Annotated in this window: 24 protein-coding genes; 6 read left to right on the top strand and 18 right to left on the bottom strand. The window is 73.5% G+C overall.

Going from position 1 to position 26370, the window contains the following annotated elements:
* Nucleotides 1-35: 35 nt before the first annotated feature.
* The 4 genes from FB476_RS05465 to FB476_RS05450 all read left to right on the top strand — a co-directional run bounded on the left by FB476_RS05465 (nucleotide 36) and on the right by FB476_RS05450 (nucleotide 2878).
* Entirely contained in the window at nucleotides 36-785 is a 750-nt protein-coding gene (locus FB476_RS05465; RefSeq protein WP_141817882.1) for a TIGR03089 family protein, read from the top strand.
* Between the two features lie 100 nt (nucleotides 786-885).
* Nucleotides 886-1677, top strand: a complete 792-nt coding sequence (locus FB476_RS05460) for a CoA transferase subunit A (protein ID WP_141817881.1) — start codon at nucleotides 886-888, stop codon at nucleotides 1675-1677.
* Nucleotides 1678-1680: 3 nt separating this feature from the next.
* Entirely contained in the window at nucleotides 1681-2355 is a 675-nt protein-coding gene (locus tag FB476_RS05455) for a 3-oxoacid CoA-transferase subunit B (protein WP_141817880.1), read from the top strand.
* 121 nt (nucleotides 2356-2476) lie between these two features.
* Nucleotides 2477-2878: an antitoxin gene (locus tag FB476_RS05450; protein ID WP_170233535.1), complete on the top strand. Its 402-nt coding sequence runs from the start codon at nucleotides 2477-2479 to the stop codon at nucleotides 2876-2878.
* A gap of 63 nt (nucleotides 2879-2941) precedes the next feature.
* On the opposite strand, the gene FB476_RS05445 is transcribed toward FB476_RS05450, so the two are convergent.
* Nucleotides 2942-3928: a glycosyltransferase family 2 protein gene (locus FB476_RS05445; RefSeq protein WP_272949390.1), complete on the bottom strand. Its 987-nt coding sequence runs from the start codon at nucleotides 3926-3928 to the stop codon at nucleotides 2942-2944.
* A 91-nt stretch (nucleotides 3929-4019) separates the two neighbouring features.
* On the opposite strand from FB476_RS05445, the gene FB476_RS05440 reads away from it, so the two are divergent.
* Nucleotides 4020-5435 carry an LCP family protein gene (locus FB476_RS05440; RefSeq protein WP_141817878.1) on the top strand — a complete coding sequence of 472 codons (1416 nt, stop codon included), beginning with the start codon at nucleotides 4020-4022 and terminating at the stop codon, nucleotides 5433-5435.
* Nucleotides 5436-5524: 89 nt separating this feature from the next.
* Nucleotides 5525-7177 (top strand): serine/threonine-protein kinase, encoded by a 1653-nt coding sequence (locus tag FB476_RS05435; RefSeq protein WP_170233534.1) that lies wholly within the window; start codon nucleotides 5525-5527, stop codon nucleotides 7175-7177.
* Between the two features lie 11 nt (nucleotides 7178-7188).
* On the opposite strand, the gene FB476_RS05430 is transcribed toward FB476_RS05435, so the two are convergent.
* From FB476_RS05430 to FB476_RS05350, 17 genes are all read right to left on the bottom strand, one after another.
* Nucleotides 7189-8274 carry a serine hydrolase domain-containing protein gene (locus tag FB476_RS05430; protein WP_141817876.1) on the bottom strand — a complete coding sequence of 362 codons (1086 nt, stop codon included), beginning with the start codon at nucleotides 8272-8274 and terminating at the stop codon, nucleotides 7189-7191.
* Between the two features lie 54 nt (nucleotides 8275-8328).
* Nucleotides 8329-9138 carry an isocitrate lyase/PEP mutase family protein gene (locus tag FB476_RS05425; protein WP_141817875.1) on the bottom strand — a complete coding sequence of 270 codons (810 nt, stop codon included), beginning with the start codon at nucleotides 9136-9138 and terminating at the stop codon, nucleotides 8329-8331.
* A gap of 57 nt (nucleotides 9139-9195) precedes the next feature.
* Nucleotides 9196-10356, bottom strand: coding sequence for an acyl-CoA dehydrogenase family protein (locus tag FB476_RS05420; RefSeq protein ID WP_141817874.1), 1161 nt, complete (start codon nucleotides 10354-10356; stop codon nucleotides 9196-9198).
* Between the two features lie 69 nt (nucleotides 10357-10425).
* Nucleotides 10426-11445 (bottom strand): LLM class F420-dependent oxidoreductase, encoded by a 1020-nt coding sequence (locus FB476_RS05415; protein ID WP_141817873.1) that lies wholly within the window; start codon nucleotides 11443-11445, stop codon nucleotides 10426-10428.
* Between the two features lie 34 nt (nucleotides 11446-11479).
* Nucleotides 11480-12655, bottom strand: a complete 1176-nt coding sequence (locus tag FB476_RS05410) for a VWA domain-containing protein (protein WP_202876908.1) — start codon at nucleotides 12653-12655, stop codon at nucleotides 11480-11482.
* Nucleotides 12652-14904 (bottom strand): DUF5682 family protein, encoded by a 2253-nt coding sequence (locus tag FB476_RS05405; protein WP_141817872.1) that lies wholly within the window; start codon nucleotides 14902-14904, stop codon nucleotides 12652-12654. The genes FB476_RS05410 and FB476_RS05405 overlap by 4 nt, the downstream gene beginning before the upstream one ends.
* Before the next feature lie 2 nt (nucleotides 14905-14906).
* Nucleotides 14907-16013, bottom strand: a complete 1107-nt coding sequence (locus tag FB476_RS05400) for an ATP-binding protein (protein WP_141817871.1) — start codon at nucleotides 16011-16013, stop codon at nucleotides 14907-14909.
* Nucleotides 16010-17623, bottom strand: a complete 1614-nt coding sequence (locus tag FB476_RS05395) for a DUF5691 domain-containing protein (protein WP_141817870.1) — start codon at nucleotides 17621-17623, stop codon at nucleotides 16010-16012. The genes FB476_RS05400 and FB476_RS05395 overlap by 4 nt, the downstream gene beginning before the upstream one ends.
* The gene (locus FB476_RS05390; protein WP_141817869.1) at nucleotides 17620-18936 is read right to left on the bottom strand and encodes an SWIM zinc finger family protein; all 1317 of its coding nucleotides are present in this window, start codon (nucleotides 18934-18936) and stop codon (nucleotides 17620-17622) included. The genes FB476_RS05395 and FB476_RS05390 overlap by 4 nt, the downstream gene beginning before the upstream one ends.
* A gap of 86 nt (nucleotides 18937-19022) precedes the next feature.
* Entirely contained in the window at nucleotides 19023-19949 is a 927-nt protein-coding gene (locus FB476_RS05385) for a beta-keto acid cleavage family enzyme (RefSeq protein ID WP_170233533.1), read from the bottom strand.
* 72 nt (nucleotides 19950-20021) lie between these two features.
* Entirely contained in the window at nucleotides 20022-20564 is a 543-nt protein-coding gene (locus FB476_RS05380; protein WP_170233532.1) for a nuclear transport factor 2 family protein, read from the bottom strand.
* Nucleotides 20561-21817, bottom strand: coding sequence for a cytochrome P450 (locus FB476_RS05375; protein WP_141817866.1), 1257 nt, complete (start codon nucleotides 21815-21817; stop codon nucleotides 20561-20563). Before FB476_RS05375 ends, FB476_RS05380 begins: the two co-directional genes overlap by 4 nt.
* Nucleotides 21814-22596, bottom strand: a complete 783-nt coding sequence (locus FB476_RS05370) for an SDR family NAD(P)-dependent oxidoreductase (RefSeq protein WP_141817865.1) — start codon at nucleotides 22594-22596, stop codon at nucleotides 21814-21816. The genes FB476_RS05375 and FB476_RS05370 overlap by 4 nt, the downstream gene beginning before the upstream one ends.
* Nucleotides 22587-23417: an ABC transporter permease gene (locus FB476_RS05365; protein WP_141817864.1), complete on the bottom strand. Its 831-nt coding sequence runs from the start codon at nucleotides 23415-23417 to the stop codon at nucleotides 22587-22589. Before FB476_RS05365 ends, FB476_RS05370 begins: the two co-directional genes overlap by 10 nt.
* Complete coding sequence (locus FB476_RS05360) at nucleotides 23414-24457, bottom strand: ABC transporter substrate-binding protein (RefSeq protein ID WP_141817863.1); 1044 nt, start codon at nucleotides 24455-24457, stop codon at nucleotides 23414-23416. The genes FB476_RS05365 and FB476_RS05360 overlap by 4 nt, the downstream gene beginning before the upstream one ends.
* Nucleotides 24454-25344 carry an ABC transporter ATP-binding protein gene (locus tag FB476_RS05355; RefSeq protein ID WP_141817862.1) on the bottom strand — a complete coding sequence of 297 codons (891 nt, stop codon included), beginning with the start codon at nucleotides 25342-25344 and terminating at the stop codon, nucleotides 24454-24456. The genes FB476_RS05360 and FB476_RS05355 overlap by 4 nt, the downstream gene beginning before the upstream one ends.
* Nucleotides 25337-26365 (bottom strand): ABC transporter substrate-binding protein, encoded by a 1029-nt coding sequence (locus tag FB476_RS05350; RefSeq protein ID WP_141817861.1) that lies wholly within the window; start codon nucleotides 26363-26365, stop codon nucleotides 25337-25339. Before FB476_RS05350 ends, FB476_RS05355 begins: the two co-directional genes overlap by 8 nt.
* Nucleotides 26366-26370: the final 5 nt, after the last annotated feature.

Here is a 26370-nt window from a genome sequence, read left to right as displayed (position 1 = left end):
CGCGCAAGCCGTGGGTCACCGGTTAGCCTCGTGCCGTGCATCTGCCAGCCCGCGTCCTCGACGACGCCGTCTCCGCCGACGCCACGCGCCCGGTCCTCACCTTCTACGACGACACCGACGAGGGTCGCGGTGAGCGGGTCGAGATCTCGCGCCGGGTGCTGCGCACCTGGGTCGCCAAGGCCGCCAACGCCCTCCAGGAGGGTCTCGACGTCCAGCCCGGCTCCGTCGTCCTGGTCGACCTCCCCAGCCCGCACTGGCGGCTCGCCTACTGGGCCCTCGCGGTCTGGTCCGTCGGCGCGACGCTCACCGTCGACACCCACGAGGGGGCCGACGTGCTCGTGACCACCGACCCGGACGGCGATCTCGCCGAGGACTGCGACGAGGTGGTCGCCGTCGCGCTGCCGGCCCTCTCGCGGCAGTTCGGCACCGAGCTGCGGTCCGGGGTCATGGACGAGGCCGCCGAGCTGGCGAGCTACGCCGACGACTTCACCGCCTGGGACGAGCCCGCCGAGGACGACGTGGCCCTGGTCCACGGCGGCGAGCGCACCACCTACGCCGAGCTGCTGGAGGGCCTCGAGGAGCTGCCCCGCGGCGCCCGCACGCTTGTCACGACGACCGACCCCGGCCTCTTCGTGCGCCAGGTCCTGCAGGTCCTCGCCGCCCACGGCTCGGCGGTCCTCGTGCGCTCCGACCACCCCGTGGCCGCCGGCTCCGACGAGGTGCCCGACGAGCGCCTCGTCTCCGAGGGCGTCACCCACCGCAGCCCGGCCGTCGCCACCGACTGAGCGCGCACGGCATACCTCGGCGAGCGGCCCAGGGGACCCCGGTGACCGGCTCCCGGGGCGGGCGGCGGCGGCCCGCGTCCCGGCAGGTACTCTCACGGCCATGGACAAAGTAGTCGCTTCTGCAGCGGAGGCCGTCGAGGGCCTCACCGACGGCATGACCGTGGCCGTCGGCGGCTTCGGACTGGCCGGCATCCCGACGGTCCTCATCAAGGAGGTGCTGCGGCAGGGCGTCCGCGACCTGGAGGTCGTCTCCAACAACTGCGGCGTCGACGGCGCCGGGCTGGGCCTGCTCCTGGCCGAGGGCCGCATCCGACGGGTGATCGCCTCCTACGTGGGCGAGAACAAGGAGTTCGCGCGGCAGTACCTCGCCGGCGAGCTCGAGGTCGAGCTGACCCCCCAGGGAACCCTCGCGGAGAAGCTGCGCGCCGCCGGCGCCGGCATCCCGGCGTTCTGGACCCCCACGGGCGTCGGCTCGCAGGTCTCCGAGGGCGGGATGCCGTGGCGCTACGACGCCGAGGGCAAGGTCGTCAAGGAGTCGCCGGCCAAGGAGAAGCGGCCGTTCACCGTCCGCGGCGTGACGCGCGACCACGTCCTCGAGGACGCGATCTTCGCCGACTTCGCCCTCGTCCGGGCCGCCAAGGGCGACCGCCACGGCAACCTGGTGTTCAACCGGTCGGCCCGCAACTTCAACCCGCTGTGCGCGATGGCGGCGAACATCGCCATCGCCGAGGTCGAGGAGCTCGTCGAGCCCGGCGAGATCGACCCCGACGAGGTGCACCTCCCCGGCATCTACGTCCAGCGCGTGCTGGCCCTCACCCCCGAGCAGGCCGCCGCCAAGGACATCGAGAAGCGCACCACCCGCCCGCGTCCGGGCACGACCCAGGAGGCCTGAGCCATGGCACTGACCCGTGAGGAGATGGCCGCCCGGGCGGCCGCGGAGCTCAAGGACGGCGACTACGTCAACCTCGGCATCGGCATGCCGACCCTGGTGCCCAACTACGTGCCGGACGACGTCGAGCTGGTCCTCCAGTCCGAGAACGGCATCCTGGGCGTGGGCCCCTACCCCTACGAGGGCGAGGAGCACCCCGACCTCATCAACGCCGGCAAGGAGACGGTCACCCTGCGCCCGGGCGCGTCGATCTTCGACTCGGCCACGAGCTTCGGGATGATCCGCGGCGGCAAGGTCGACGCCGCGATCCTCGGCGCCATGCAGGTGTCCGAGCACGGTGACATCGCCAACTGGATGATCCCCGGCAAGATGGTCAAGGGCATGGGCGGCGCCATGGACCTCGTCCTGGGCGCCAAGAAGGTCATCGTCCTCATGGACCACGTCGCCAAGGACGGCTCCTACAAGATCGTCAAGGAGTGCTCGCTGCCGATCACCGGCCTGCAGGTCGTCCAGCGCATCATCACCGACCTCGCCGTCATCGACGTGACCCCGGACGGCCTCGTGCTGCGCGAGGTCGCCCCCGGCGTCACCGTCGAGGAGGTCGTGGAAAAGACCGAGCCCGAGCTGCGGATCGCCGTCGACGAGCCGACCCCGGAGCCGGTCGCCCCGATCGAGGGCTGAGCCCCGCACCCGTCCGCGTCCCGCGGCCGTGACGAGTCCCGTCACGCCGCGGGACGCGCCCGTTCCCGGAGGGTATGCGGCAGGATGGGTGGGTCAGCGACCCCGACCGAGGAGGGATCCCGTGGGCTTCCTGGACGACGTGAAGAAGGCCGCCGAGCAGGCCAAGAAGCAGGCCGCCGAGCTCGCGACCAAGCACGGGTCGAGCATCGACTCGGCCATCGAGAAGGCCGGCGCCGCGGTCGACGAGCGCACGGGCGGCAAGTACGCCGACAAGATCACCAAGGCCCAGGAGGCCGCCCGCACCGCCCGCGAGAAGGTGGCCCAGCAGGGCACGCCCGAGGACACCCCTCCCGCGGCACCCACGGACGGCGCGACGCCTCCCCCGCCCCCGCCTCCGGGCGGCAGCACTCCGCCGCCTCCGCCTCCGGGCGGGAGCACCCCGCCTCCGCCTCCGGGCGGGAGCACCCCGCCTCCGCCGCCGGGCGGGAGCACTCCTCCCCCGCCGCCGCCCGGGCAGGGCTGACCCGCCACGAGGTAGGCCGTGCCGGCCCTCGGCACGGCACCCTCACGGCATACCCGTGGGGCGTCAGCGGCGGCGCGTGCCCCGGAGGAAGCCCGCGCCCCAGGTCAGGTGCATGGTGGCGAGCACGGCGGGCATCCGCACGACCACGCCCGGCCGCTCCCCCCGCGCGGTCCAGGCGCCGCCGACGGTGACGGCGGCGGCATATCCCAGCGGCAGTACCCACAGCGGACGCCACAGCAGCCCGCCGACGGCCCCGGCCACGACGGCCGCGGTGGCCACGGGCGGTGCCAGGTAGCGCAGGTTCAGCGTGCCCGGGTGCGTGCGCGCGACGTGGCGTCGCCACTGGCCGGTCGTGTAGAACTGCCGCGCCAGGTCGCGGAAGGTCGCGCGCGGCCGGTAGGTGACGGTCAGCTCCGGCGTGAACCACACGGTGCCGCCGGCCTCGCGGATGCGGTGGTTCATCTCCCAGTCCTGGGCCCGGGTGAACTCCGTGTCGTAGCCGCCCACCCGCTCCAGCCACTCGCGGCGGAAGACGCCGAGGTAGACCGTGTCCACCGGACCGGCCTCGCCGCCGACGTGGAAGCGCGCCGCCCCGATCCCCAGCGGCGAGCGCATCGCGACGGCCACCGCCTGCTGCAGGTCGCTGGTGCCCTCGGCCAGCATGACGCCGCCGACGTTGGCCGCGCCGGTCTCCTCGAGCACCTCGACCGCCCGGCGGATGTAGCCGTCGGAGAGCGCGCCGTGCCCGTCCATCCGCACGACGATGTCGTGGCTCGAGGCGGCGATGGCCGCGTTGAGGCCGTCGGGGGTGCGGCCGCTGGGGTTGTCCACGACCACGACGCGCGGGTCCTCGGCGGAGACCTGGTCGGCGACCGCGCGGGTGCGGTCCCGGCTGGGGCCGACGGCCAGCACGACCTGCAGCTCGCCCGGGTAGTCCTGGGCCAGCACCGAGCCGACGGCCTCGCGCAGGTGGTGCTCCTCGTTGAGGAGGGGCATGATCACCGAGACGGGCGGATGGGCCGGGACCGGGCGCTGCGGGCTGCTGCTCACCCCCGAGAGGGTACCGGCGCGACGGGGCTGCGGGCCGCGCCGTGTCGCTCTCACAGCGCGGGGCCAGACGGCTGCCCTACGCTGTGACGTCGTGCCGCACAACCCTGAGGACGACTGGACCCGGCCCGTGCCCCGCTCATCGCGTGGAGGACGGGGCGGCTCCGACCCCACCCGCGCGGTCCCCCGGGGCGGCCACGACGACCGGTCCTGGGAGGACGCTCCCGAGCACACCCGCGCCCTGCCCCGCGGCGACGCCCGTCCCAGCTACGCCGCGCAGGGCTACGAGGACGACGGCTACGGAGACGGCGGCACGACGGCCCGTTCCACACGGGGCTACTACGACGAGAACGGCGACTGGGTGCCGCGCCCGCGTCCTCGGGCCAGGACGCGCAGCGACTACGACGACTACGACGACTACGACGCGGGGTATGACGCCCCCGCCCGGGAAGACCGACGCCGCGCGGCCGCCGCGCCGCCGGCCGGCCGCCCGCCCCGTGACGGAGGGCACGGCGGAGGCAACGGCGGGCGACGTCCACCTCGTCGTCGGGCGCGCTACGGCGTGCGGCGCTTCCTGGCCCTCCTGATGCTGCTGGTCGTCGCCTACGTGGTGACGATGGCGGTCGTCATCGCCATGGTCTGGGGCAGCATCGGCCGGGTCGACGCCACGCCGCAGGCCTCGGACCGACCCTCCGGCGGCGCCGGGTCCTCCTACCTGCTGGTCGGCACGGACAGCCGCGACCAGCTCACCGACGAGGAGCGCAGGGAGTTCGGCACCGGCGACGCCGAGGGTTCCCGGGCCGACACCGTGATGCTGCTGCACGTGCCCGGCCTGGGCGGCGAGCCGACGCTGGTGAGCCTTCCGCGCGACTCCTACGTGCCGATCCGCGACCAGGGCTGGAACAAGCTCAACGCCGCCCATTCCATCGGCGGCCCCGCCCTGCTCGTCGACACCGTCGAGCAGACCACAGGGATGCACATCGACGGCTACATGGAGATCGGCTTCGGCGGCTTCGTCGGCGTCGTCGAGGAGGTGGGCGGCGTGACCATGTGCCTCGACGCCCCCGCCGCGGACGAGAAGGCCCACATCGACCTGCCCGCCGGCTGCCAGGACCTCACCGGGCCGGAGGCGCTGGGCTACGTCCGGATGCGCTATTCCGACGGGCGGGGCGACCTCGGCCGCGTCGAGCGCCAGCGCGAGTTCCTCGCCGCGCTGGTCAAGCGGATGGCGAGCCCGGCCACCGTGCTCAACCCGCTGCGCCTGCACTCCGTCGGCACCGCTACCGGTGAGGCCATCGCCCTCGGCGAGGACACCTCGCTGCTGGACACGGCACGGATGGCGCTGGCCATGCGCACCATCGCCGCCGGCGGCGGCACCTCGGTGACCGTCCCCGTGGAGAACCCCGACTACCCGACCAACGTCGGCAGCACCGTGCTCTGGAAGGAGCAGGCGTCCGCCGAGATGTTCGCCGCGCTGCGCGAGGGGCGGCCGGTCACCGTCCAGCCCTGACCGCGCCCGACCGGCGCCCCGTCCCACGGGCCCCGGCCCCCGCCTGCCGCTAGGGTCGAGAGGTCCACCACCACCTGGAGGTGATCCGCGTGCCGGACGCGCACGACCCCGACGACCTGGAGACCACCCGGCAGACCCCCGCGGGCGAGAGCCCCGAGGTGGTCGCCGGCCGCTACCGCATCCTGCGCACCCTCGGCCGGGGCGGCGGCGGCATCGTGTGGCTGGCCCGCGACGAGCACCTGGGGCGCGACGTCGCGCTCAAGCGGGTGGCCGGCGAGGCCGACGCCGAGGTCCTCACCACGCGCGGCCTGCGCGAGGCGCGCACCAGTGCCGCCCTCGCCTCCGAGCACGTGGTCCGCGTCTACGACGCCTTCGTGCACGACGGCTCGCCGTGGATCGTCATGGAGCACGTTCGCGGGCCCTCGCTGTCGGCGCTGATCGAGGGCGGGCGGACGCTCCCCGTCCGGCAGGTGGCCCGCATCGGCGCGCAGGTGGCGACCGCGCTCGCGGCCGCCCACGGCGCAGGGATCGTCCATCGCGACGTCAAGCCCGGCAACGTGCTGCTCACCGACGAGACCGGCCGGGCCGCCAAGCTCACCGACTTCGGGATCGCCCGCGCCGAGGACGACCACCAGCTGACCCGCACCGGCATGGTGTCGGGGACCGCCGCCTACTTCTCCCCCGAGCTCGCGCGTGGTGAGGAGCCCTCGACCGCCTCCGACGCCTGGGCCCTCGGCGCGACGCTCTACACCGCGGTGGAGGGGCGCCGGCCCTATCCGGACGCCGGCAACCCCGTCGCCCAGCTGCACATGATCGCTCGCGACGCCCCGGACGCACCCCGGCAGGCGGGCGAGCTCGAGCCCGTCCTGCGCGGCCTGCTCGACCCCGACCCGGCACGGCGCTGGACCGCCGACCGGGCGGCTCGGGCGCTGACCGCGATCGCGGAGGGCCGGCCCGTCGAGGATCCCGGCGCCGCAGCCGCGGGCCCGTGGGCCACCGCCGGCGAGCCGACCGAGCAGATGCGGCCCGACCTCACCCGTCGCGTGCCCGTCGCCGCCCCGGGTGCCCCCGGCGCCCCCGCCGGGCCCGGTCACGAGGCGGCGTCGCCGCGCGAGCGCACCGCCGACCACACCTACGCCGCCCCCGCACAGCAGCGTCCGGCCCGGCAGTCCGCGCCGGCGCCCCGGCGTCGGATGCGCGGCGGGGTGGTCGCCGCCTGGATCCTCGGGCTGCTCCTGGCGGCCCTCCTCGGCTGGCTGGTGTGGACGATCGTCGACGGCGACCGCGGCCCGGACGGCGACACCGGCCCCAGCGCGACCAGCACCGCGACGGCCGACCAGCCGGTCTCCGCCGAGGAGGCGCAGGAGACCGTCCGTGGGTTCTACGCCGCGCTGCAGGACGAGGGCCTGGCCGCCGCCCGGGCCTACCTCGTCGACGGCGTGCCCGTCGACGAGGCCATCGCCGAGGGCCTGGAGTCGGTCGAGGTCGGCGACCTGACGGCGACCGAGCTCGGCGACGGCGTGGTGCAGACGGTCGGCGACGCGACCTACCGCTACGGCCCGTGCACGCTCGTGCAGCGCGAGACGATGCAGGTGGCCCGCCGCGGCACCGCCGCGCTCGTCGTCTTCCGCCAGACCGAGACGCTCTCGGCCGACGGCTGCGTCGACGAGGGGGCGGGTGACGGCTCCGAGGACCCCGCCGACGAGGACGACAGGAGCAGCAGCACCGCCGACGACGACTGAGCAGTGACGCCTCAGCGCTGGGAGGTGCTCGCCGCGCCCTCCGGCACGGCAGCGTCGATCAGGGCGTTCGTGACGTCCTCGATGCCCTCGACGGTGTCCCAGTCGACGTTGGCCAGCATCACGACGGTGGTGTCGGTCTCCGGCCGGTAGCGCGAGACCGCGGCCACGCCCGGGTCGCCGCCGTCCTTGCCCCAGACACCGTCGTGGCGGATCTCGACGCCGTAGCCGACGGCCCAGCGCTCGCTGACCGTGGCGCGGACCGTGAGGACGTCCTCGGGGGTGACACCACGCCATACCCCGCCCTGCTGGACGGCACGGAGGAAGGTCTCGACGTCGGGCGCGGTCACCATCGCCCCGCCGTCACCGCCGCCGACCGGGTGGACCGAGTAGATGTTGGTCCGCCAGGGGCCGCCGGGCCGCAGCGGCGGGAGGTAGCCTTGCGCGACGTCCGGGTGGACCTCGTCGAACGCCAGGTAGCCGCTGTCGCGCATGCCCGCCGGCTCGAGCACGCGCGTCGTCACGGCCTCGGTGAACGGCAGGCCGGAGACCTCCTGCAGGACCAGCCCCAGGAGGAGGTAGCCGGCGTTGCTGTAGTGGTAGGCCGTGCCGGGCGGGCACACCGGCGGCAGGTCGGCGAAGACCGGTAGCAGGGCGGAGTAGTCGCGGACCGTGTAGTTGGGGATCTGCGCCCAGATGTCGTCGAAGGTCTCGCGGTGGCCCGGCAGGTCCGGGTCCTCCTCGAAGTAGTCGGCGATGCCGGACGTGTGGGAGAGCAGGTGGTGCACCGTCACGTCGTCGCGCAGGGTCGACGGCCGACGGTCAGAAGGCAGCACCGTCACCACGGGAGCGTCGAGCCGCAGCTCGCCGCGGCCGACGGCGTCGAGCACGCCGACGGCGGTGAACATCTTGCTCAGCGAGGCGGTGGCGAAGCGGGTCGCCCGGGTCACGGGTATGCCGTCGGCCCGGTTGGCCATCCCGTGGCACGACTCGTAGAGCACCTCGTCGCCGCGGGTCGCCCGCAGGATCCCCGAGAACTCCTGCTCCTCCTCCAGCCGCCGTGCCCGGTCGGCGACGTCCTGCCACGCTGCGTCGGTCATCGCACCAGCCTCCCGTGCGCCCCCGGCCGGGAGCAACGAGTTTTCGAGGCCGGCTCAGGAGCGGCGGGCGATCGCGTCGACGTCCGGCAGGTCGGTGAAGGCGCCGAAGGTCCCCGCCCCGGCGATCTCCTCGGCGGCCCGCAGCCAGCCGCCCCAGGCGGCCCGGGCGAGGGTCCCTCCGACGCTGATCCGGCGCACGCCCAGCTCGGCGGCCTCGGCGACCGTGATGAACGGCGCGTTGACGAGGAGGTTGACCGGGAGCGCCCCCGCCGCCTCGACGACCGCACTGATCTCCTCGACCGTGGTGATGCGCGGGGCGTAGAGGCAGTCGGCGCCCGCCGCGGCGTAGGCCCGCAACCGGCGCACGGTCTCCTCGAGGTCGGGTTGGCCGACGACGAAGCCCTCGGAGCGGGCGGTCAGCAGGACCCCCGTGCCGCTGCGGTCGATGGCCTCCCGGGCCGCGGCAACCCGGGCCACGGCCAGGTCGAGCTCGACGAGCGGCTCGTCACCCTCCCGCGTCGAGTCCTCGATCGACAGGCCGGCGATCCCGGTCCGCACCGCCTCGGCGACGTTGGCGGCCACGCCGTCCGGCTCGAGCGCGTAGCCGTTCTCGAAGTCGGCGTTGACCGGGACCCCGACGGCCCCGGCTACGGCCCGCAGGTGCGCCAGGACCTCCTCGAGCGGCGCCTCGGTGTCCGGGCGACCCGTGGTCCAGGCGAAGCCGGAGCTGGTCGTGGCCAGGGCGGGGAACCCCATACCCGCCAGGGCGCGGGCGCTGCCGACGTCCCACGGGTTGGGCATGACGAAGCACCCGGCCTCGTGCAGCCGTCGGAACTCGCCGACCCGGTCCTCGATCGTCCCCATGCCACCACCTCGTCGTCGCCGACGAGCCTAGCCCCGACGAGGCGGCGGCGGGAGGCCTCAGCCCTTGAGCAGCTGGCGGGCCATGACGACCCGCTGGATCTGGTTGGTGCCCTCGTAGATCTGGGTGATCTTGGCGTCGCGCATCATGCGCTCGACCGGGAAGTCCTTGGTGTAGCCGTAGCCGCCGAAGAGCTGCACCGCGTCGGTGGTGATCTCCATCGCGGCGTCGGAGGCGTAGCACTTGGCGGCCGCCCCGAAGAACGACAGGTCGGCGTCGCCGCGCTCGGACTTGGCCGCCGCGACGTAGACCATCTGGCGGGCCGTCTCGAGCTTCATCGCCATGTCGGCGAGCATGAACTGCACGCCCTGGAACTCGGCGATGGACTTGCCGAACTGCTTGCGCTCCTTGACGTAGGCGACCGCGGCGTCGAGCGCGCCCTGGGCGATGCCGACGGCCTGGGCGCCGATGGTGACCCGGGTGTGGTCGAGGGTGCGCAGGGCGATCTTCAGCCCCTCGCCCGGGGCGCCCACCATGCGGTCGCCGGGGATGACGCAGTTGTCGAAGTGCAGCTCGCGGGTCGGGCTGCCCTTGATGCCGAGCTTCTTCTCCTTGGCGCCGAAGGTGAAGCCCTCGTCGCCCTTCTCGACGACGAACGCCGTGACGTTGCGCCCGCGCGGGCCGTCGGGGTCGGTGACGGCCATGACGGTGTAGAACTCCGAGACCCCGGCGTTGGTGATCCACGACTTCTGGCCGTTGAGGACGAAGGTGCCGTCGGGCTGCTCGACCGCCTTGCAGGTCATGCCGGCGGTGTCGGAGCCCGCACCCGCCTCGGAGAGGCCGTAGGAGAACATCGCCTCGCCGCGCGCCACCGGCGGCAGGTACTTCGCCTTGACCTCGTCGCTGGCGGCGAGGATGAGCGGCATCGTGCCGAGCTTGTTGACCGCCGGGATGAGCGAGGAGCTCGCGCACGCCCGGGCGACCTCCTCGATGACGATGCAGGTCGCCAGCGCGTCGGCGCCGACACCTTCGTACTCCTCCGCGACGTGAGGCGCGTGGAAGTCGGTCGCGACCAGCGCCTTGAGCGCCTCCTCCGGGAACCGGCTCTCCTCGTCGACCGCGGCCGCGTAGGGCGCGATCTGCTCGTCGGCCACGGCACGCACCGCCTCGCGCAGTGCCTCGTGGTCCTCGCTGATCCGGAACAGGTCGAAGTCGCTCATGCGTCGCAGCCTACTGCTGCGGGACGACCGTCCAGCACCGGCTCCGGCCCACCGGTTCGGCCCTCTGGATCAGCCGGCCAGCGCGGGGATGACCTCGTCCTCGAAGAGCTCGATGCCCGAGGTGTCGTAGGCCGCCTCGGCGAAGTAGGTGATGGCGTAGGTCATGCCCGAGGCCTCGAGGCCCCGGAGGGTCTCGACGATCTGCTCCGGCGTGCCGACGGCGGGGCCGCGGCGCAGGCCCTCGACCGACCGCTCGGTCGCCTCGGGGCTCAGGCCGCCCTTGAGCATCCGGTCCTTGATGCCGGCCAGCCGGTCCTCGACCTCGGCCTCGTCGCGGCCGATGACGACGTTGTAGTTGGCGCTGCGCACGATCGAGCCGAAGTCGCGCCCGATCTCCTCGCAGTGGCCCCGCAGCACCTCGGACTTGTGGACGAAGCCCTCCGGGCTGCCGTCGAAGTTCGTGTAGTCGGCGTACTCCGCCGCGGTGCGCAGCGTCTTCTGCTCGCCGCCTCCGGCGACCCACATGGGTATGCCGTTGCGCTCGGACCCGGGGAAGGTCGTCCCCTGCAGGGGGCGGGGCCAGCCGAGGGCCCCGTCGACCTGGTAGTGCTTGCCGTCCAGGGTCGCCGAGCCGGTCGTCCACATCTGGCGGAAGATCTCCACGCCCTCGCGCAGGCGCGCCAGCCGCTCCCCCGCCCGGGGGAAGCCGTAGCCGTAGGCGCGCCACTCGTGCTCGTACCAGCCGGCGCCGATGCCCATCTCGACACGGCCGCCGGAGATGACGTCGGTGGTGGCGGCGACCTTGGCCAGGTAGGCCGGGTCGCGGTAGCTCATGCAGGTGCACATCTGGCCGAGCCGGACGCGGCCGGTGATGGCGGCGAAGGCGGCCATGAGCGTCCAGGCCTCGTGCGTCGCCTCCTCCGTCGGCTCGGGGGTGGTGTGGAAGTGGTCGTAGACCCACACCGACTCCCACGCCTCCTCGGCGTCGGCGCGCTGCACGAGGTCGCGCATCACGCCCCACTGGTGCTCGGGAGCGATCCCGACGAGGTCCAACCGCCAGCCCTGGGGCACGAAGATCCCGAATCTCATGCGCCCCAACCTAGACCCCGGTCTCGGCTCCCGCTCAGGGGCCCGCCTCCTCGGACCGGTGCTGGGTGACGATGCCGCGCTCGGAGGCGAACCGGGCGATGTCCCCGCGCTCGATCGCCGTGGCCATCAGGTCCGGGAACTGGTCCGGCGTGCAGGCGAAGGCCGGGACGCCGAGGTCGGCCAGGGCGGTCGCCACGTCGGCGTCGAAGGCGGGCCGGCCGTTGTCCGAGAGCGCGAGGAGCGCGACCATCGTGACGCCGGAGCCGACCAGGGCAGCGGTGCGGCCCACCAGTTCCTCGGCGACACCTCCCTCGAAGAGGTCGCTGATGAGCACGAGCACCGTGTCGGTCGGGTCCTCGACGAGGCCCTCGCAGTAGGCCACCGCCCGGTTGATGTCGGTGCCGCCGCCGAGCTGCACGCCGAAGATGACGTCGACCGGGTCCTGCAGGTCCTCGGTCAGGTCCACCACCGAGGTGTCGAAGACCACGAGCGAGGTGCGCACGGACCGCAGCGAGGCGAGGACGGCGCCGAAGACGCTGGCGTAGACGACCGACTCCGCCATCGACCCCGACTGGTCGATGCAGAGGATGACGTGCCGCTCGACCTGGTGCTGGCGGCGGGCGTGGCCGACGAGGCGCTCGGGCACCACGGTGCGGTGCTCGGGCTGGTAGTGCCGGAGGTTGGCGGCGATGGTGCGGTGCCAGTCGACGTCTGCGAGCCGGGGCCGGCGGGTGCGCGCGGCGCGGTTGAGCGCGCCGGCCACGGCCTGGACGGTGCGCTGGCGCAGCCGCTCGTCGAGCTGGTCGGTGACGATCCGCACGACGGCCCGGGCGGTCTCACGGCTGTGCTCGGGTATGACGCGTCCCAGGCCCATGAGCGTGGTCACCAGGCCGACGTCGGGCTGCACCGAGCGCATCATCTCCGGCTCCAGGAGCAGCTGGCGCAGGCCCAGCCGGTCCATGGCGTCGGACTGCATCACCTGCACGACCGAGCTCGGGAAGTAGGTGCGGATGTCACCCAGCCAGCGGGCCACGCGGGGCGCGGACCCGCCCAGGCCGGCCGAGCGCGGGCCCTGGGCGTCGTAGAGCGCCTGCAGGGCCTGGTCGCGCGCGGCGTCCTCGGTGGTCAGGCCCTCGACGCCGATGCCGGTGCCGTCGGCGTCGTCGCCGCCGAGCACCAGCCGCCAACGGGTCATCCGGTCCCGGCTCATCGTGCTCCCTCCAGACCGATGAGCGCCGCGACGCGGTGCACCGCGGGCAGCGCCCTGTCGACGTCGAGGTCGAGGCCGCCCGTGCGTCGGGCACCGCCGGACCCGAGCCGCTGCAGGTGCTCCCCCAGCTGGCGGCGCGCGGGCCGCTCGTAGCGGGAGAAGGTGCGGCGCAGCAGCGGCAGCAGGTCCTCGAAGGTCTCCTCGCGGATCTCGCCCACCCACGCGTCGACGATGCCGAGCAGCTCGTCGTCGTGCAGCAGCAGCGCGGCGTCACCGGCCAGGAAGCCGTCGAGCCAGGCCGCGCCGCCCGCCGCCGGCGAGGCGGGCGAGAGGCGTTGGGACATTCGGACCACGGCCTCGTCGGTGCCCAGACGCCCGGAGTCGAGCAGGATGCGGGTGAGGCGACCGGCCAGCGAGCCGTGCACCGCGTCGTCGCCGGCGAGGTCGGCGAGCGCGGCGTGCCAGGGCTGCAGGAGGGTCTCGTCGTCGAGCAGCCCGATGCCGTGCTGCGCCGACTCGACCGCCGTGCGTGCGACGTCCGCCGCGACGTCGTCGAGCCCGGTGAGGGCGGCCCGGAGGCCGACGCAGGCGCGGACGACGACGGCGTCCAGGATCTCGCGGACCCGGCTCCCGTCGACACCGCGCACGTCGCCGTAGCGCGCCGTGCGGGCCAGCGGCTCGACCGTGCCGAGCAGGGCGAGGGTGTCGTGCTGCAGGGCGGTCTGGCGGGCGAGCTGCTCGAGCACGGTGCCGAGGGCGCCGGGCAGGTCGGCCAGCAGGCAGGCCTGCACCAACGAGGCGAGCGCGCTCAGGTCGGGCGCCTCCTCGGCGAGCCGGGCCACGCGGGCGGCGGCCGCCGACTCGACCGTCGTGCCGTAGATGCTGGCCGCGATGACCGCCACGGCGAGCTCGGGCCGCCACTCCAGCTCCCAGGCCTCCTTGAAGGTGCCGGTCGTGCGTCCGGCGTCGGCCTCGCTCCCCCAGTCGATCCCGAGCAGCCGCAGCCGGTGCAGCAGGGTCGAGCGAGCCCGTCCGGCGTCGGTGCGCAGGTCGAGCACGACGGTCTGCGCGGTGGCGCTGACCCGCAGGCGCAGCGACCTCTGCTGCCGGGTCAGGTCGGCGGCGAGCGGCACGGACGGGGCGTCCTCGGGCACCGAGCCGAGCTCGTGCCCCACGACGAGGTCGTCGTGGATCAGCCGCAGCGGCAGGTCCGAGCCCTCGCACAGCACGGCCTGGGTGGCGTCGGTGAGCTCCTCGAGACCGACCGAGGGGCGACCTCGCAGCGCGCCGAGCGCGTCGGCGAGCCGGGCGGCCTCCACCACCGAGGCGGTGGGCGCGTCCAGCTGCTCGCCCCTGAGCTGGCGCGCGACCCGGACCAGCCAGGAGGGCACGACGTCGTCGGGGCGGGGCCCCGCCCAGGTGCTGTGCAGGTGGGCGTACCACCCGGGCGACGCGACCCCGGCACCGTAGCCGGAGGCGGTCGCGAGCCGCTCGGCGGTCCACGGGGCCCAGGTCGCCTCGACACGCACCCTGGGCAGGCCCTTGAGCAGCGCGGCGTCGGCGGACACCGTCGTGGTCGCCGGGGCGACGACGGGGGCGTGGTAGGCGCCGCAGACGACGGCGACCCGCTCGGCCCCGGAGCGCACGACGGAGCGGACGACCTGGCGCATCGACGCCTCGCGCAGCAGCGTCTCGCGGTCGATCTCGTCGTCGGCGCGGACCTCGGCGATCGCCTCGCGCAGCGCGTCGAAGGCCGCCAGCCCCGACCCCGGCCGGTGCTCGACGACGTCGTCCCACCAGCGCTCCGGGTCGCCGTAGCCGGCGGCCGCGGCCAGTCGCGCGATCGGGTCCCGCCGGGTCGGGACGGGCAGGTCCTCCGGGTGCGGGCGCACCGGCGCCTCCTCCCCCGATCCGTCGTCCTCCTCCAGCGCCAGCCAGTGCACCGCCGCCAGGTCGGCGAAGCGCACCGGCACGTCGCGGGCGAGCGCCCACCGCATCGCCACCCACTCGGGCGAGAAGACCGCCATCGGCGAGAACACCGCGCGGCTGGGCGTGTCCTTGACGTAGACCAGGCCGGCCACGGGCGGCACCAGGTCGGGGTGCCCGGCGAGCGGGAGCAGCCGCTCGAGCTCCGGCATACCCTCGATCACCACGGCCTCGGGCTGCAGCTCCTCCAGCGCCGACAGCACGGACCGGGCCGAGCCCGGGCCGTGGTGCCGGATGCCGAGGACCGAGACCTGCGCCGCCACGCTCAGCCCAGCTCCCGGCAGGCGCGGTAGAGGTCGGCCCAGTCGCGGCGGTCGCGCACGACGGTCTCGAGGTACTCCTGCCAGACGACGGCGTCCTGCACCGGATCCTTGACCACGGCCCCGACGAGGCTCGCGGCGACGTCGTCGGCGCGGACCGTGCCGTCGCCGAAGTGGGCGGCAAGGGAGGCGCCGTTGACCATGACCGAGATCGCCTCGGCGGTGGAGAGCGTCGCCGACGGGGACTTGAGCGTGGTGCGCTGGTCGAGCGTGCGCCCGCTGCGCAGCTCGCGGAAGACGGTGACGACCCGCTCGATCTCCGCCAGCGCCGTGAGGTCGGTCGGCAGCCGCAGCGCCCTGCCCAGGGCCTCGACCCGGCCGCGGACGATCTCGACCTCCTGGTCCATGCTGTCGGGCAGCGGCAGCACGACGGTGTTGAAGCGGCGGCGCAGCGCCGAGGACAGCTCGTTGACGCCGCGGTCGCGGTTGTTGGCGGTGGCGATGACGTTGAAGCCCCGGACCGCCTGCACCTCGTCGTCGAGCTCGGGGATCGGCAGCGACTTCTCCGACAGGATCGAGATGAGGGAGTCCTGCACCTCGGCCGGGATGCGGGTGAGCTCCTCGACGCGCACGAGCGAGCCGGTCTCCATCGCCCGCATCACCGGGCTGGGCACGAGCGCCTCGCGGCTGGGCCCCTCGGCGAGCAGCCGGGCGTAGTTCCAGCCGTAGCGCAACGCCTCCTCGGCCGTGCCGGCCGTCCCCTGGACGACCAGCGTCGAGGTGCCGCTGACCGCGGCGGCGAGGTGCTCGCCGACCCAGCTCTTCGCCGTGCCCGGCACGCCCAGGAGCAGCAGCGCCCGGTCGGTCGCCAGCGACGCGACGGCGATCTCGACGAGCCGACGGCTGCCGATGTACTTGGGGGTGATGACGGTCCCGTCGGGCAGCTCCCCACCCAGCAGGTATGCCGTGACCGCCCACGGCGAGAGACGCCAGGCGGGTGGCCGCTCGCGGTCGTCGTGGCGGGCCAGCGCGGCCAGCTCCTCGGCGTACTGCTGCTCGGCGTGGGCCCGGAGCAGGACGTCGCCCGTGCTCGGGTCGGTGGGGTCGGTCATGGCGCGAAGGCCTCCTCGATGGAGCGGTAGAGGGACAGCAGCTGGACGAGCTCGCGGAGCAGACGTCGCGCCGGCTCGGGGGGCGGGTCGGTGGCGAGCCAGTCCTGGAGGACCGGCAGGCCGTCGGGGTGCAGGTCGCCCGCGCGCGCGACCAGCTGGACGAGCGGGGGCGCGAGGTCGGCGGAGGTGCGCGTCCGCCGGCACCGGTCGAGGAGGCCGAGCGTCAGGGCGCGGCTCCACCGCGGGGGCGCACCCTGGACGACGGTCGCCAGGGCCGCACCGCCCACCTCGGCCCCGGCGAGCACGAGGCGCTCGGCCTCGGCCGGGTCCAGCAGCGCGACGATGGCCGGGTCGAGCGGGTTGCGCCTGGCGCCCCGGGTGCGGGCGATCGCCTGCGCCCACCCGCGGTCGCCGCGCCGGAGCACGGCCTCCCGGACCCCCGCCCGGGCCTCGTCGGAGGGGATCAGCCCGTAGGTGGCCTCGGGATCCGTGCCCGTCGCGTCGGTCCAGATGCTCAGCGGTGCGCCCGCGACGATCCGCTGCAGCCACCAGGCGCGCGCGGAGACGCCGCGCGGTGGCGGGACGAGGCCGTCGCGGACGCCGGCGGGGTCGGGGTCGTCCGGCAGCTCGACGTCGAGGCGGGTGCGCAGGAGGCGCCGATCGGTGTGCAGCAGCGCGCGCAGGCGGTCGCCCATGCGGGCGGCGCGGGCGGACCGCGGGAGGCCGTCCAGCAGGGTCGCCGCGAGCGCGCGGACGCCGGCGGCCCGGTCGTCGAGGGCGCGCTCGAGCAGGTCCTCGTCGGCGTCCCCGAGCCCGATCTCCAGCAGCTCGAGGTGCGCCTTGCGCGTCCGGGCCGGGTCGGTGGACCAGGTGCCCTCGACGTAGGCGCGGCCGAGCGAGGGATCGCGCTCACGTGCCGCCCGGAGCGCCGTGAGCCGCTGCGCGTCAGCCAGCAGGGCCCAGGCCGCGACGTCGGGCAGCGTGTCGGCGGTGGCGGCTGCCCGGTCCGGGCTCGCGGCGCCGAGGTCCGCGTCGGCACGGGCGCTGGTCCGCGCGACCCACTCGGCGCCGGGCACGCGCTCGGCGAGCCACCGGCCCCGCTCCCCGAGGGTCAGGACCAGCGGGACGCGCAGGCCCGGTCGCGAGCGGCCGAGCTCGAGCACCTGCGGCAGCAGGGCGTGCGGCAGCCGGTAGCCGTGCCGCACGGCCGTGGTGCACCAGTGGCGCACGAGCGGCTCGAGCGAGGACGGGCCGGCGGGGTTCTGGACGAGGACGAGCGACAGCAGCTGCGCGGCCCGTGGGGGCGCGGCGGGCCGCGACTCCGGAGGGGCAGGTCGCGACGCGGGCTGCGTGCCGTCCGCCGACGCCGGCCCTCCCGTCGGGGCTGTCCCCGCCGGGGCCGTGGGCATCACCGTCCCCGCGGCGCGCAGGGCACCGGCGAGCGCGGCGGCGTCGAGCAGGGCGGTCTCGGGACGCGCATCGGTCCTGGCGCGGACGCCCAGCCCCGCGGCGTCGAGGGGCGGGACCGGACGTCGGGCGGTGCCGACGAGCGAGGCGGCCAGCAGGTGGTCCCACCAGCCGGACGGGTCGGGGGTGCGCGGATCGCTCACAGGCCCACCACCTCGCCCTCGACGGCGGTGCTGAGCGGCCGAAGCCGGCCGCCCTCGAGCTCACCGAACAGGTCGGCGTCCGTGCCCCCGGTCAGGGCCAGCAGCGTCCACGGCGTGCCGTCGGCCCACGGCAGCAGGACGGATCCGCCGTCCGTGGTCGGCACGCACGCCCCGTCGACCGTCGCCCCGACGGACCGGAGCACGACGGGGGCGCGCAGCACCCACGGGTTGACGGCGAGCAGGTCCGCGAACGTCCGCAGCGCGTCCTCGAGCGTCCCCCCGCCCGGCAGGTCGGCCAGCTGCCCGGCCGCGACGGGCTCGCCGTCGAAGAGGGCGCGCCGTGCGCCCGACCCCGGGTAGAGGGCCAGGTCGCCCTGCAGGACCGATCCCGTGAGGCGTGCGACGGGCAACGGCTGCCCGCCGGCGGCGAAGTCGAGCACCTGCACCAGACGTCCGTCGTCCTCGGACGCCAGCCAGGTGCGTTGCGACAGCAGCCGTCCGTCGTCGGTGCGGTGGGCGCCGAGGACGGACCACCGGCCGCTGATCACCGAACCCCGGTCGGCCCGGACCTCCTCGGTCGGCACCGGCCAGCCGAGGACGACCCGCAGGTCGGCCAGCGTCGTGGGGTCGAGCTCCCTACGGCGTCCCCATGCCTGGGCGGCGGTCCACCAGCGACCGAGCCGCGCGAGCAGGTGCTCGGCCCAGTCCGGGCGCGCGTGGACCTCCGAGCCCATCAGCCGGACCTCGGTCGCCAGCCCGGGCAGCTGGGCGTCGACCAGGCGGGCCGCCGCCGTGTCCCAGTAGGTGTAGCCGCGGTGCCGGGCGGAGGCCGTGCCCCCGCGGACGAGGTCCTCCAGCCAGGTCCGGAAGTCCTCCATCCCCGCGTCCATGAGGGAGAGGCGGGCCTGGCGCCGACGCTCCTGCGCCTCCGGATCCGCGGGTGCGGACGCGCGGGCCTCCCGCGTAGCCCTGTCGGCGGCCGAGGTCGCCCGCTGCTCGGCCCACTCCCGGGCGAAGTCGGCCGCCGCGTCGGCCTCCACCGCGCCGTCGCCGTGGACCCAGAGCAGGAGCAGGGCGAGCGCGTGCTTGCAGGGAAACTTCCGGCTCGGGCAGGAGCAGCGGTAGGCGGGACCGGTGAGGTCCACGCTCACCTGGTAGGGGTTCTTGCCCGAGCCCTGGCAGCGGCCCCACACGAGGGTGTCGGTGCTGCCGGTCTCCGACCAGGGGCCGGGGCGGGCCAGGCGCCGGGCAGCCGCGACCGACGACTGGTCAGGTGCCGCCTCGAGCACCTGGCGCTCGGTCCACCGGGTCAACGCCGCCCCTCTCACTCGTCAGGGCAGCATAGGGCGCGGGGCCCCCAGTCCGACGCGCGCGACCGTCGCGCGACCGGCGACGGTGATCAGCCCTGTGGGTCGGGCAGCCCGAGGATCTCGCGCGTCTGGGCGGCCGTGGCGATGGGTCGCCCGACCTCCTCGCACAGCGCCTTCGTCTCCTCGAAGATCTCCATGTTGGTGGGCGTGCGGTCCGGGTCGTAATGGTCCTCGATGCCGACGTGCAGGTGCCCTCCCAGCTCGAGCGCCATACGAGCGACCGGCGTCTGCAGCAGGTCACCGCCCCAGACGGACACCGACCACGGGAGGTCCGTGCCCTCGATCATGTCCAGGTAGGCCCGCAGCGCGGACTCCTTCGGCGGTAGCCCGAAGGTCACGCCGTGACCCTTGGCGAACATTCCCCACTCCCCGCCGAAGTAGAACTTGACCATCGCGCCCCGCGGCAGCCTGCCCGCCCGACGGTAGGCCAGCACCGTCTGGAGGAAGCCGGGCTCGTAGATCGCCAGCGAGGGTGCGAAGCCGTTCTTCTCGCAGACCTCGAAGGCGTAGCGGATGTCGGCGTAGGTGTTGATGTAGGTGAAGCCCATGGGGATGCCGTCCTCGTCCGGATAGCCGAGGTTGACCGGGCCGGGGTCGACGATGCCGATCTGCATCGGCACCTCCCCGGCGATGATCGGGTAGTGCGCGAACCGGCCCTCGATCGACTCACCGGACGCGCCCTCGGACTGGTCGACCGAGAGGGTGGGGTACCAGACGGTGTCCGGACGCTGCTCCAGGATCGGTCGCCATGCCTCGAGGTAGGCGTCTGCGGCGGCCTGCCCCTGAAGGTTGATGTCGTACGTGTGCGAGTGGATCATCGAGGCACCGGCATCCAGGAGCGCGAAGACGTCGCGCTGGATCGCCTCGGCGGTCAGCGGAACGTGGGGGTTGCGGTCCGGGAAGGTGCCGCCGTTGATCGCGACCTCGACGATGACGGGCGTGGTGGACGTGCTCAAGGGTCTGTCTCCTGTCGGCGCGCGGACGGGCGCGGTGGGGCTAGATGGGCTCGGTCGGTCCGATGCGATGTCTCAGGTGCTGCGCGAGCGCTGGAAGTCGTCCCAGGACGGCAACAGCTCCGGCAACGGCGCCCGCTGGGGCCCCGCGTGCGGCCAGCGCAGCCGGTATTCGTCGAGCCCCTGGGCGAGCTGGCCCAGAGGCATTGCGTAGAAGGCCTGCACATGGCGTGCCCGGAAGCACCAGCGGCCCTGCTCACGGACGTAGCGGTCCGAGTAGCGGAAGCCGGTGACGAAGAGCTCGCGCTCGAGCTCCATCTCGGCGTGCGAGGTCACGAGGCCGGCGGCGGTGTCCTGCTCGTGCTCCTGCAGGACCAGCGTGTGCGGTATGTGGAAGGTCATGCCGTACAGCCCGAGCCGGCCCCGGTAGTAGTCCAGTGCGGCCTCCCGGCCCACGGCGTGGCCCGCGACCGAGTCGAACTCGAAGTCCGAGGCGAAGCAGGCGCCCAGGGCGGCCATGTCCCGGTCGTCGCAGGCGTTGGCGTAGCGCGCCAGCAGCTCCTCGATCTCCAGCCGGTCCTCGATGCGACGCAGCCGCGTCGCCAGGTCGTCGGTCATCTCTCCCTCTCGTCGGACGGTCGCAGGATCACAGGCAGCGAGGGCGGGCATCGGAGCATGAACCCGACATCGGGTGGCAGTTCGCCGTCGGGCTCGATGCGTTCGACGGCGTGCGCCAGCTCCCGAAGGGCATGGATCATCTCGGTCTGCGCCAGACGGGCGCCGACGCAGTAGTGCCGGCCGGCGCCGAACGGCATGATCTCGCCCGCGGCGGTGAACTGGGCGCTGCCCCGGCCGAGGTAGCGGTCCACCCGGAACTCCTCGGGTGCGTCGAAGACCTCGGCGTCCCGGTTGGCCGAGACGAGGAGCAGGCAGACGCGCTGCCCCTCGGGGACCCGCACGCCCGCGACGTCGGTCTCGGCAATCGTGCGGCGCATCAGTCCGTTCACCGGAGGGAAGTAGCGCAGCGCCTCCGCCGCGGCGGCGGTCAGCGCCTCGTCGTCCTCGCGGCGCTCCCGGAGCCAGGACCAGACCTCGGGGTGCAGGGCGGCGTGCCGGAGCAGGCTGGTGAGCACCCGCTCGGTCGTCTCGACGCCGGCAGCCAGCAGGAAGACGACCGTGGAGACGATCTCGTCCAGGCCGAGCGGCTGCCCGTCGTACTCGGCCGTCGCGAGCGCTGAGACCAGGTCCTCCCCCGGGTCCTGGCGGCGGTTGGCGACGAAGGGCTCGAGGAAGGCTTCCAGCTCTGCCCGCGCCTCGAGCGCCCGGACCCTGGCCTGTGGGTCGGTGACGCTCGCGACGCCCCCGGAGCCCACCGCCCGGTACCACTGCTCGAACTGCTCGCCGTGGCCGAGTCCCGTCAGCTCGGTGATGGCCAGGAGTGGGATCCACATCGCGAACGCCCGGCGGAGCTCGACCGGCTCGTCGTGGCGCAGGTCGGCCACGACCCGTCGGGCGATGTCGGCCACTCGGCCTTCGAGCCCATTGCGCAGGGCGTTCTGGCTCCGGATGCGGCTGGCGACGACGCCCACCTTCTTCGCGTGCTCGTGGCCCTCCATGTGGAGGAAGGTGCGGCCGTAGGGCGGAGCGCCCGGCCCGTCCGCCACGGCACGGAAGTTGTCCGGGTCACGAAGGACGTCTCGGACGTCCCGGTGCCGGGTGATCACCCAGGCGTCGAGGGCCTCGCTCCAGAAGACCGGCGCCTGGGCGCGTGCCCGCGCCAGGACGCTGGCCCGGTCGACATCGGGGGCGTCCGCGGTGACCCGATCGAAGTCGGCGAGGAGTTCGAGGGAAACGGCTGGCGACACGCTCACGTGGTGGCACCCCGTCCGCCGTCGACGATCAGGTAGCTGCCGTTGAGGTAACCCACCTCGTCGCTGAGGAAGAAGACGGCCGTGGCACCGATCTCCTCGGGGCGGCCCAGCCTCCCGACCCGGTTTCGCCCGATGATGTCGGAGGCTGCAGCCTCGGGGTCCCCCGTGGCAGCGAAGTGCTGGGCCAGCAGATCCGTCTCCACGCTACCTGGACAGATGGCGTTGCACCGGATGCCCTCCCGTCCGAAGTCGACAGCGGTCGCCCGCGTCAGGTTGAGCAGCGCGGCCTTGCTCACGGCGTAGGCCACGTGCCCGGGACGGGCGAAGTGCCCTTCGAGTGAGGAGATGTTGACGATCGAGCCGGACCCGACCTCGAGCATCACGGGCACGACGGCCTTCGTCATCCGCCACGCTCCCTTGAGGTTGACGTCCATGACGGTGTCCCACTGGGCTTCCGTGAGCGAGACCACGTCGGCCTCGATGAGCAGGCCGGCGTTGTTGACCAGCCCGTCGATCCGCCCGTGCCAGTCCTCGGTGGCCCGCACGGCGGCGTCCACGGAATCCTGGTCGGTGACGTCGAGCATCGTCGCCCGGGCGGACAGCCCCTCGGATCCCAGCTGCCTGACGACAGCCTCCGCTCCTGCGGCGTCGAGGTCGGTCACCATCACATGGGCCCCCTCGACCGCCGCGGCGGTGGCGATGGCGGCCCCGAGGCCGCGAGCGGCCCCGGTCACGAGAACGACCTTGCCGTTCAGGCGGCCCCCTGCACTCACTGCCATCGCAGCGCCCTCCTCTCGAACGCACCGAGCAGACGGTCCAGTCCGAAGCTGATGAGGGCCAGGATCACGAGGATGGCGAAGACTCCGCCGACCTGGAGGGTGTTGCTGAAGCGCACGATGTCGGTCCCGAGACCATTCCTGGCCCCGATCATCTCGCTGGCGATCACGCCGAGCAGCGCGTAGGTCAGCGACAGCCGGATCCCCGCCACGATGACCGGCACGGAGCCCGGGAGCACGATCTTGCGGAACCGCTCGAGGGTCGACATTCCGAGGGAGTCGGCCAGCAGCAGCAGGTCGCGGCTCGTCTCCTTCACACCCGCCCTGGTGTTGAAGAGCATGATGAAGACGACCAGGGTCACGCCGACAGCGGCCTTCGCGTTCACGGTCAGCCCGAACCAGACGATGAACAGCGGGGCCAGTGCGATGCGCGGCAGCGAGTTCAGGGGCACCAGGAAGGGTTCGGCAACCCGGTCCAGGAAGCGTGAGGACCCGAGGACGAGCCCGAGCGCCCCACCGACGGGGACCCCGATCAGCAGGGAGAGCGCCACGGCGTGCATCGTGGCCAGGATCTGTCCGAAGAGGTTGCCCGAGTCGTAGAGGTCCCGCAGACGCTCGAGCACCTCCAGTGGACCGGAGATCAGCGTCCGGTCCACGACCCCGAACCGGCCCAGCGCGTCCCAGGCCACCATGATGACCAGGAACAGCACGAGCTGGCTCAACAGGATGAAGGGGGCCCGCTCCCGAAGGGCGGGGCGGTGCTGCACCTCGTCGCCCTCGGCCTCGGTCCTTGAGGTCTTCGGCAGGGCGGGAGCGGTGCTCATCGCCGCCCCTCGATCCCGTCCCAGACGAGCTCGGTGCAGCGTAGGCGCGGCTCCGGCTGGACGAGCGCCGCCTCCTCGGCCTGCTCCGCGCTGAGGTCGATCGCGGCGCAGTCCAGCTCCGGGGAGTAGATGGACGTCACCCCGTCGGGTCCGGCGAACTGCTCCGCGACGGCCTCGTCCAGACCGAAGTCCTCGACGAGGAAGGAGGTGACGTCCTCGAGGTTGGCGGGATCGGCGAGGTACTCCGCCGATTCTCCGATGGCCGCGCAGAAGTCGCGGGCGACCTCGGGGTTCTCGTCCAGCCACTCGCCGGTGGCGAAGTAGCCGGTGTGGTAGGGCAGTTGGTGGCCGGAGGCGACCATGTCGATCGCCACCCGGGCCCGACCGGCCGCCACCTCCGACTGCTGCACGAACGGGTAGCCGAAGATGGCGTCCACGCGACCCGAGGCCAGCGTGGCGGCCGCCTCGCCCACGGCTCCGACGGCCACGAGGTCGATGGTGCTCATGTCCACCCCCGCCTCGGCCGCGAGCGAGCGGAAGTAGGCCTCCTGGCCACCCCCGAGGCTGTCCAGCCCGAAGGTGGTGCCCTCAAGGGCCTTGAAACCCTCGCGCCAGTCCGTGGGGTCGACGGTCGCGATGGGCGAGTCCTTCTCGACCATGACGACGTTCCAGGCCTTGGACACGCTGCCGCAGAAGAGCTGCACGTCATGACCTTGCTGCTGGGCGGCCATCACCTGGCTCACCGTGTACTGCAGGACGTCGATGGAGCCCGAGACCAGGCCCGCGAGCTGCGTGCCCGCAGAGGTCACGGGCACGAACTCGACGTCGATACCGCGGTCCGAGAAGAAGGACCGGTCGTGCGCGAGCTGGTCGGCCAGCGTGGTGCCGGCGCCGGTGAAGTTGGCGACGGTCACCTTCGTGCTCGCGGAGGCACCTCCGTCTCCCGCGTCGGAGCCGCAGGCGACGAGGGGGGTCACCAGTGCCGCGGCCGCCAGGACGAGAGCACCCCGTCGGGCCGTGGCGGGCAGGGCGCGCTTCATCGTTCGCCTTCCTTCAGTTCGTCGAAGAGCTGGTGGTGGAGGTCTCGGAAGTCGTCGTCGAAGAGGATCTCCTCGAGACGGGTATGACGTGGCCGGGCGACGTCGACGACGTGGTCGTAGGCGATGCGGCCCGGGTCGGGGTGCATGACGATGACGCGGTCCGCCAGCAGGAGAGCCTCCTGCAGGTCGTGGGTCACGAAGAGGACCGTCGAACGGTTCTCAGGGGTCTCGGACTCCCAGAACTGCAGGAGCTCGCGCTGCAGCCGCAGCTTGGTCTGGGCGTCCAGCGCCGCGAAGGGCTCGTCCATGAGCAGGATCTCGCGGCCGGGGGCCATCGTGCGCGCCAGTGCCACGCGTTGACGCTGGCCCTGGGAGAGCTGGCTCGGGTGGCTCGTCGCCAGGTGCTCGAGCTCCACCGAGCGCAGCGCTCCCCTGGCCCGTTCCTCGAGCTCCGAACCCGACAGCCCCGTGGACTCCATGCCGAGCATGACGTTGTGCAGGGCGTCGCGCCACGGCAGCAGGGCGTCCCGGGCGAACATGTACGAGGTGTCCGCGCTGCCCATCCTCGGCTCGTGGTCGTTCACCGCGACCTTGCCCGGAGCCGCTCGCAGGAGCCCCGCGAACAGGTGCAGCAGGGTGGTCTTCCCGCAGCCACTCGGACCGACGAGCGCCACGAACTCGCCCTTGGCGACCTCGAGCGTGATGTCGACCAGGGCAGGCTTGACGGGGGTGCTCACCTGGCGCGCGGTGCGGCGGCTCCACCACGAGGTGTGGCTCTTGCGCGGCGGGTAGCGGAAGGTCAGGTCGGTGACCCGCAGCGCCGAGGCGGTGCGGGGGACGCTTGCGGGGGCGACGGAGGGCATGGTGGCGACGGCCGGCTCAGCCATCCATGCCGTCCCACAGCATGTCCTCGCACCGCAGCTGCGGGTCCGTCTCCACGAGACCGGCCGCCTCCGCGTGCTCGGCGCTCAGGTTGATGGCGGTGCAGTCCAGCTCCGGGGAGAAGATCGAGGTCACGCCGTCGGGGCCGGCGAACTGCTCGGCGACAGCCTGGTCGAGACCGAAGTCCTCCACGAGGAAGGACACCACGTCGTCGACGTTCGCCTCGTCGTTGACGTAGTCGTCGGCCTCGGTGATGGCCTCGCAGAAGTTGCGGGCCAGTTCGGGGTTCTCCTCCAGCCACGTCGTGGTGGCGAAGTAGCCGGTGTGGTAAGGCAGCTGGTGGCCGGAGGCGACCATGTCCACGGCGACCCGGGCGTTGCCCGCGGCGACCTCGGACTGCTGGACGAAGGGGTAGCCAAAGATGGCGTCTACGCGGCCGGACGCCAGCGTCGCCGCCGCCTCGCCGACGGTGCCGACGGCGACCAGCTCGATGGTGCTCATGTCGACCCTGGCGTCGGCGGCCAGGGCCCGGAAGTAAGCCTCCTGGCCGGCACCGAGGCTGTCCAGCCCGAAGGTGGTCCCCTCGAGAGCCTTGAATCCCTCCTTCCAGTTCTCCGGATCGACGCTCTGGATGGGGGAGTCCGCCTTGACCATGACGACGTTCCAGGCCTTCGCGACCCCGCCGCAGAAGAACTTCACGTCGTGACCCTGCTGCTGGGCGGACATCACCTGGCTGACAGCGTTCTGGGCCACGTCGATGGAGCCCGACGTGAGAGCCGCCAGCTGCGTGCCCGCCGACGTCACCTGCACGAAGTCCGCGGTGATGCCCCGCTCCTCGAAGAAACCCTTCGCGTCGGCGATCTGGTCGGGCACGGTGATGCCGGCGCCGGCGAAGTTGGCGATCGCGATCGTCCCGCCCTCCGGCTCGCCGTCCGCGCTCGACGAGCACCCGCTCGCCACGAGCAGTGTTGCCGTCGCGAGGACCGGCAGTGCACGACGGAAGGACTGGGGCGTGTTCGGCGACATGGGGC

This window comes from Ornithinimicrobium humiphilum, from assembly GCF_006716885.1.
Lineage (GTDB): Bacteria > Actinomycetota > Actinomycetes > Actinomycetales > Dermatophilaceae > Ornithinicoccus > Ornithinicoccus humiphilus.
This window is presented reverse-complemented; position numbering and strand designations above follow the sequence as displayed.

Bases quoted from the DNA above. Each gene is read 5' to 3' on its own strand.
- FB476_RS05360 (WP_141817863.1), bottom strand. From the start codon at position 24,457: ATGAAGCGCGCCCTGCCCGCCACGGCCCGACGGGGTGCTCTCGTCCTG.
- FB476_RS05455 (WP_141817880.1), top strand. From the start codon at position 1,681: ATGGCACTGACCCGTGAGGAGATGGCCGCCCGGGCGGCCGCGGAGCTC.
- FB476_RS05460 (WP_141817881.1), top strand. From the start codon at position 886: ATGGACAAAGTAGTCGCTTCTGCAGCGGAGGCCGTCGAGGGCCTCACC.
- FB476_RS05355 (WP_141817862.1), bottom strand. From the start codon at position 25,344: ATGGCTGAGCCGGCCGTCGCCACCATGCCCTCCGTCGCCCCCGCAAGC.
- FB476_RS05425 (WP_141817875.1), bottom strand. From the start codon at position 9,138: ATGGGGACGATCGAGGACCGGGTCGGCGAGTTCCGACGGCTGCACGAG.
- FB476_RS05400 (WP_141817871.1), bottom strand. From the start codon at position 16,013: ATGACCGACCCCACCGACCCGAGCACGGGCGACGTCCTGCTCCGGGCC.
- FB476_RS05380 (WP_170233532.1), bottom strand. From the start codon at position 20,564: ATGACCGACGACCTGGCGACGCGGCTGCGTCGCATCGAGGACCGGCTG.
- FB476_RS05430 (WP_141817876.1), bottom strand. From the start codon at position 8,274: ATGACCGACGCAGCGTGGCAGGACGTCGCCGACCGGGCACGGCGGCTG.
- FB476_RS05370 (WP_141817865.1), bottom strand. From the start codon at position 22,596: ATGGCAGTGAGTGCAGGGGGCCGCCTGAACGGCAAGGTCGTTCTCGTG.
- FB476_RS05365 (WP_141817864.1), bottom strand. From the start codon at position 23,417: ATGAGCACCGCTCCCGCCCTGCCGAAGACCTCAAGGACCGAGGCCGAG.
- FB476_RS05415 (WP_141817873.1), bottom strand. From the start codon at position 11,445: ATGAGATTCGGGATCTTCGTGCCCCAGGGCTGGCGGTTGGACCTCGTC.
- FB476_RS05350 (WP_141817861.1), bottom strand. From the start codon at position 26,365: ATGTCGCCGAACACGCCCCAGTCCTTCCGTCGTGCACTGCCGGTCCTC.
- FB476_RS05420 (WP_141817874.1), bottom strand. From the start codon at position 10,356: ATGAGCGACTTCGACCTGTTCCGGATCAGCGAGGACCACGAGGCACTG.
- FB476_RS05410 (WP_202876908.1), bottom strand. From the start codon at position 12,655: ATGAGCCGGGACCGGATGACCCGTTGGCGGCTGGTGCTCGGCGGCGAC.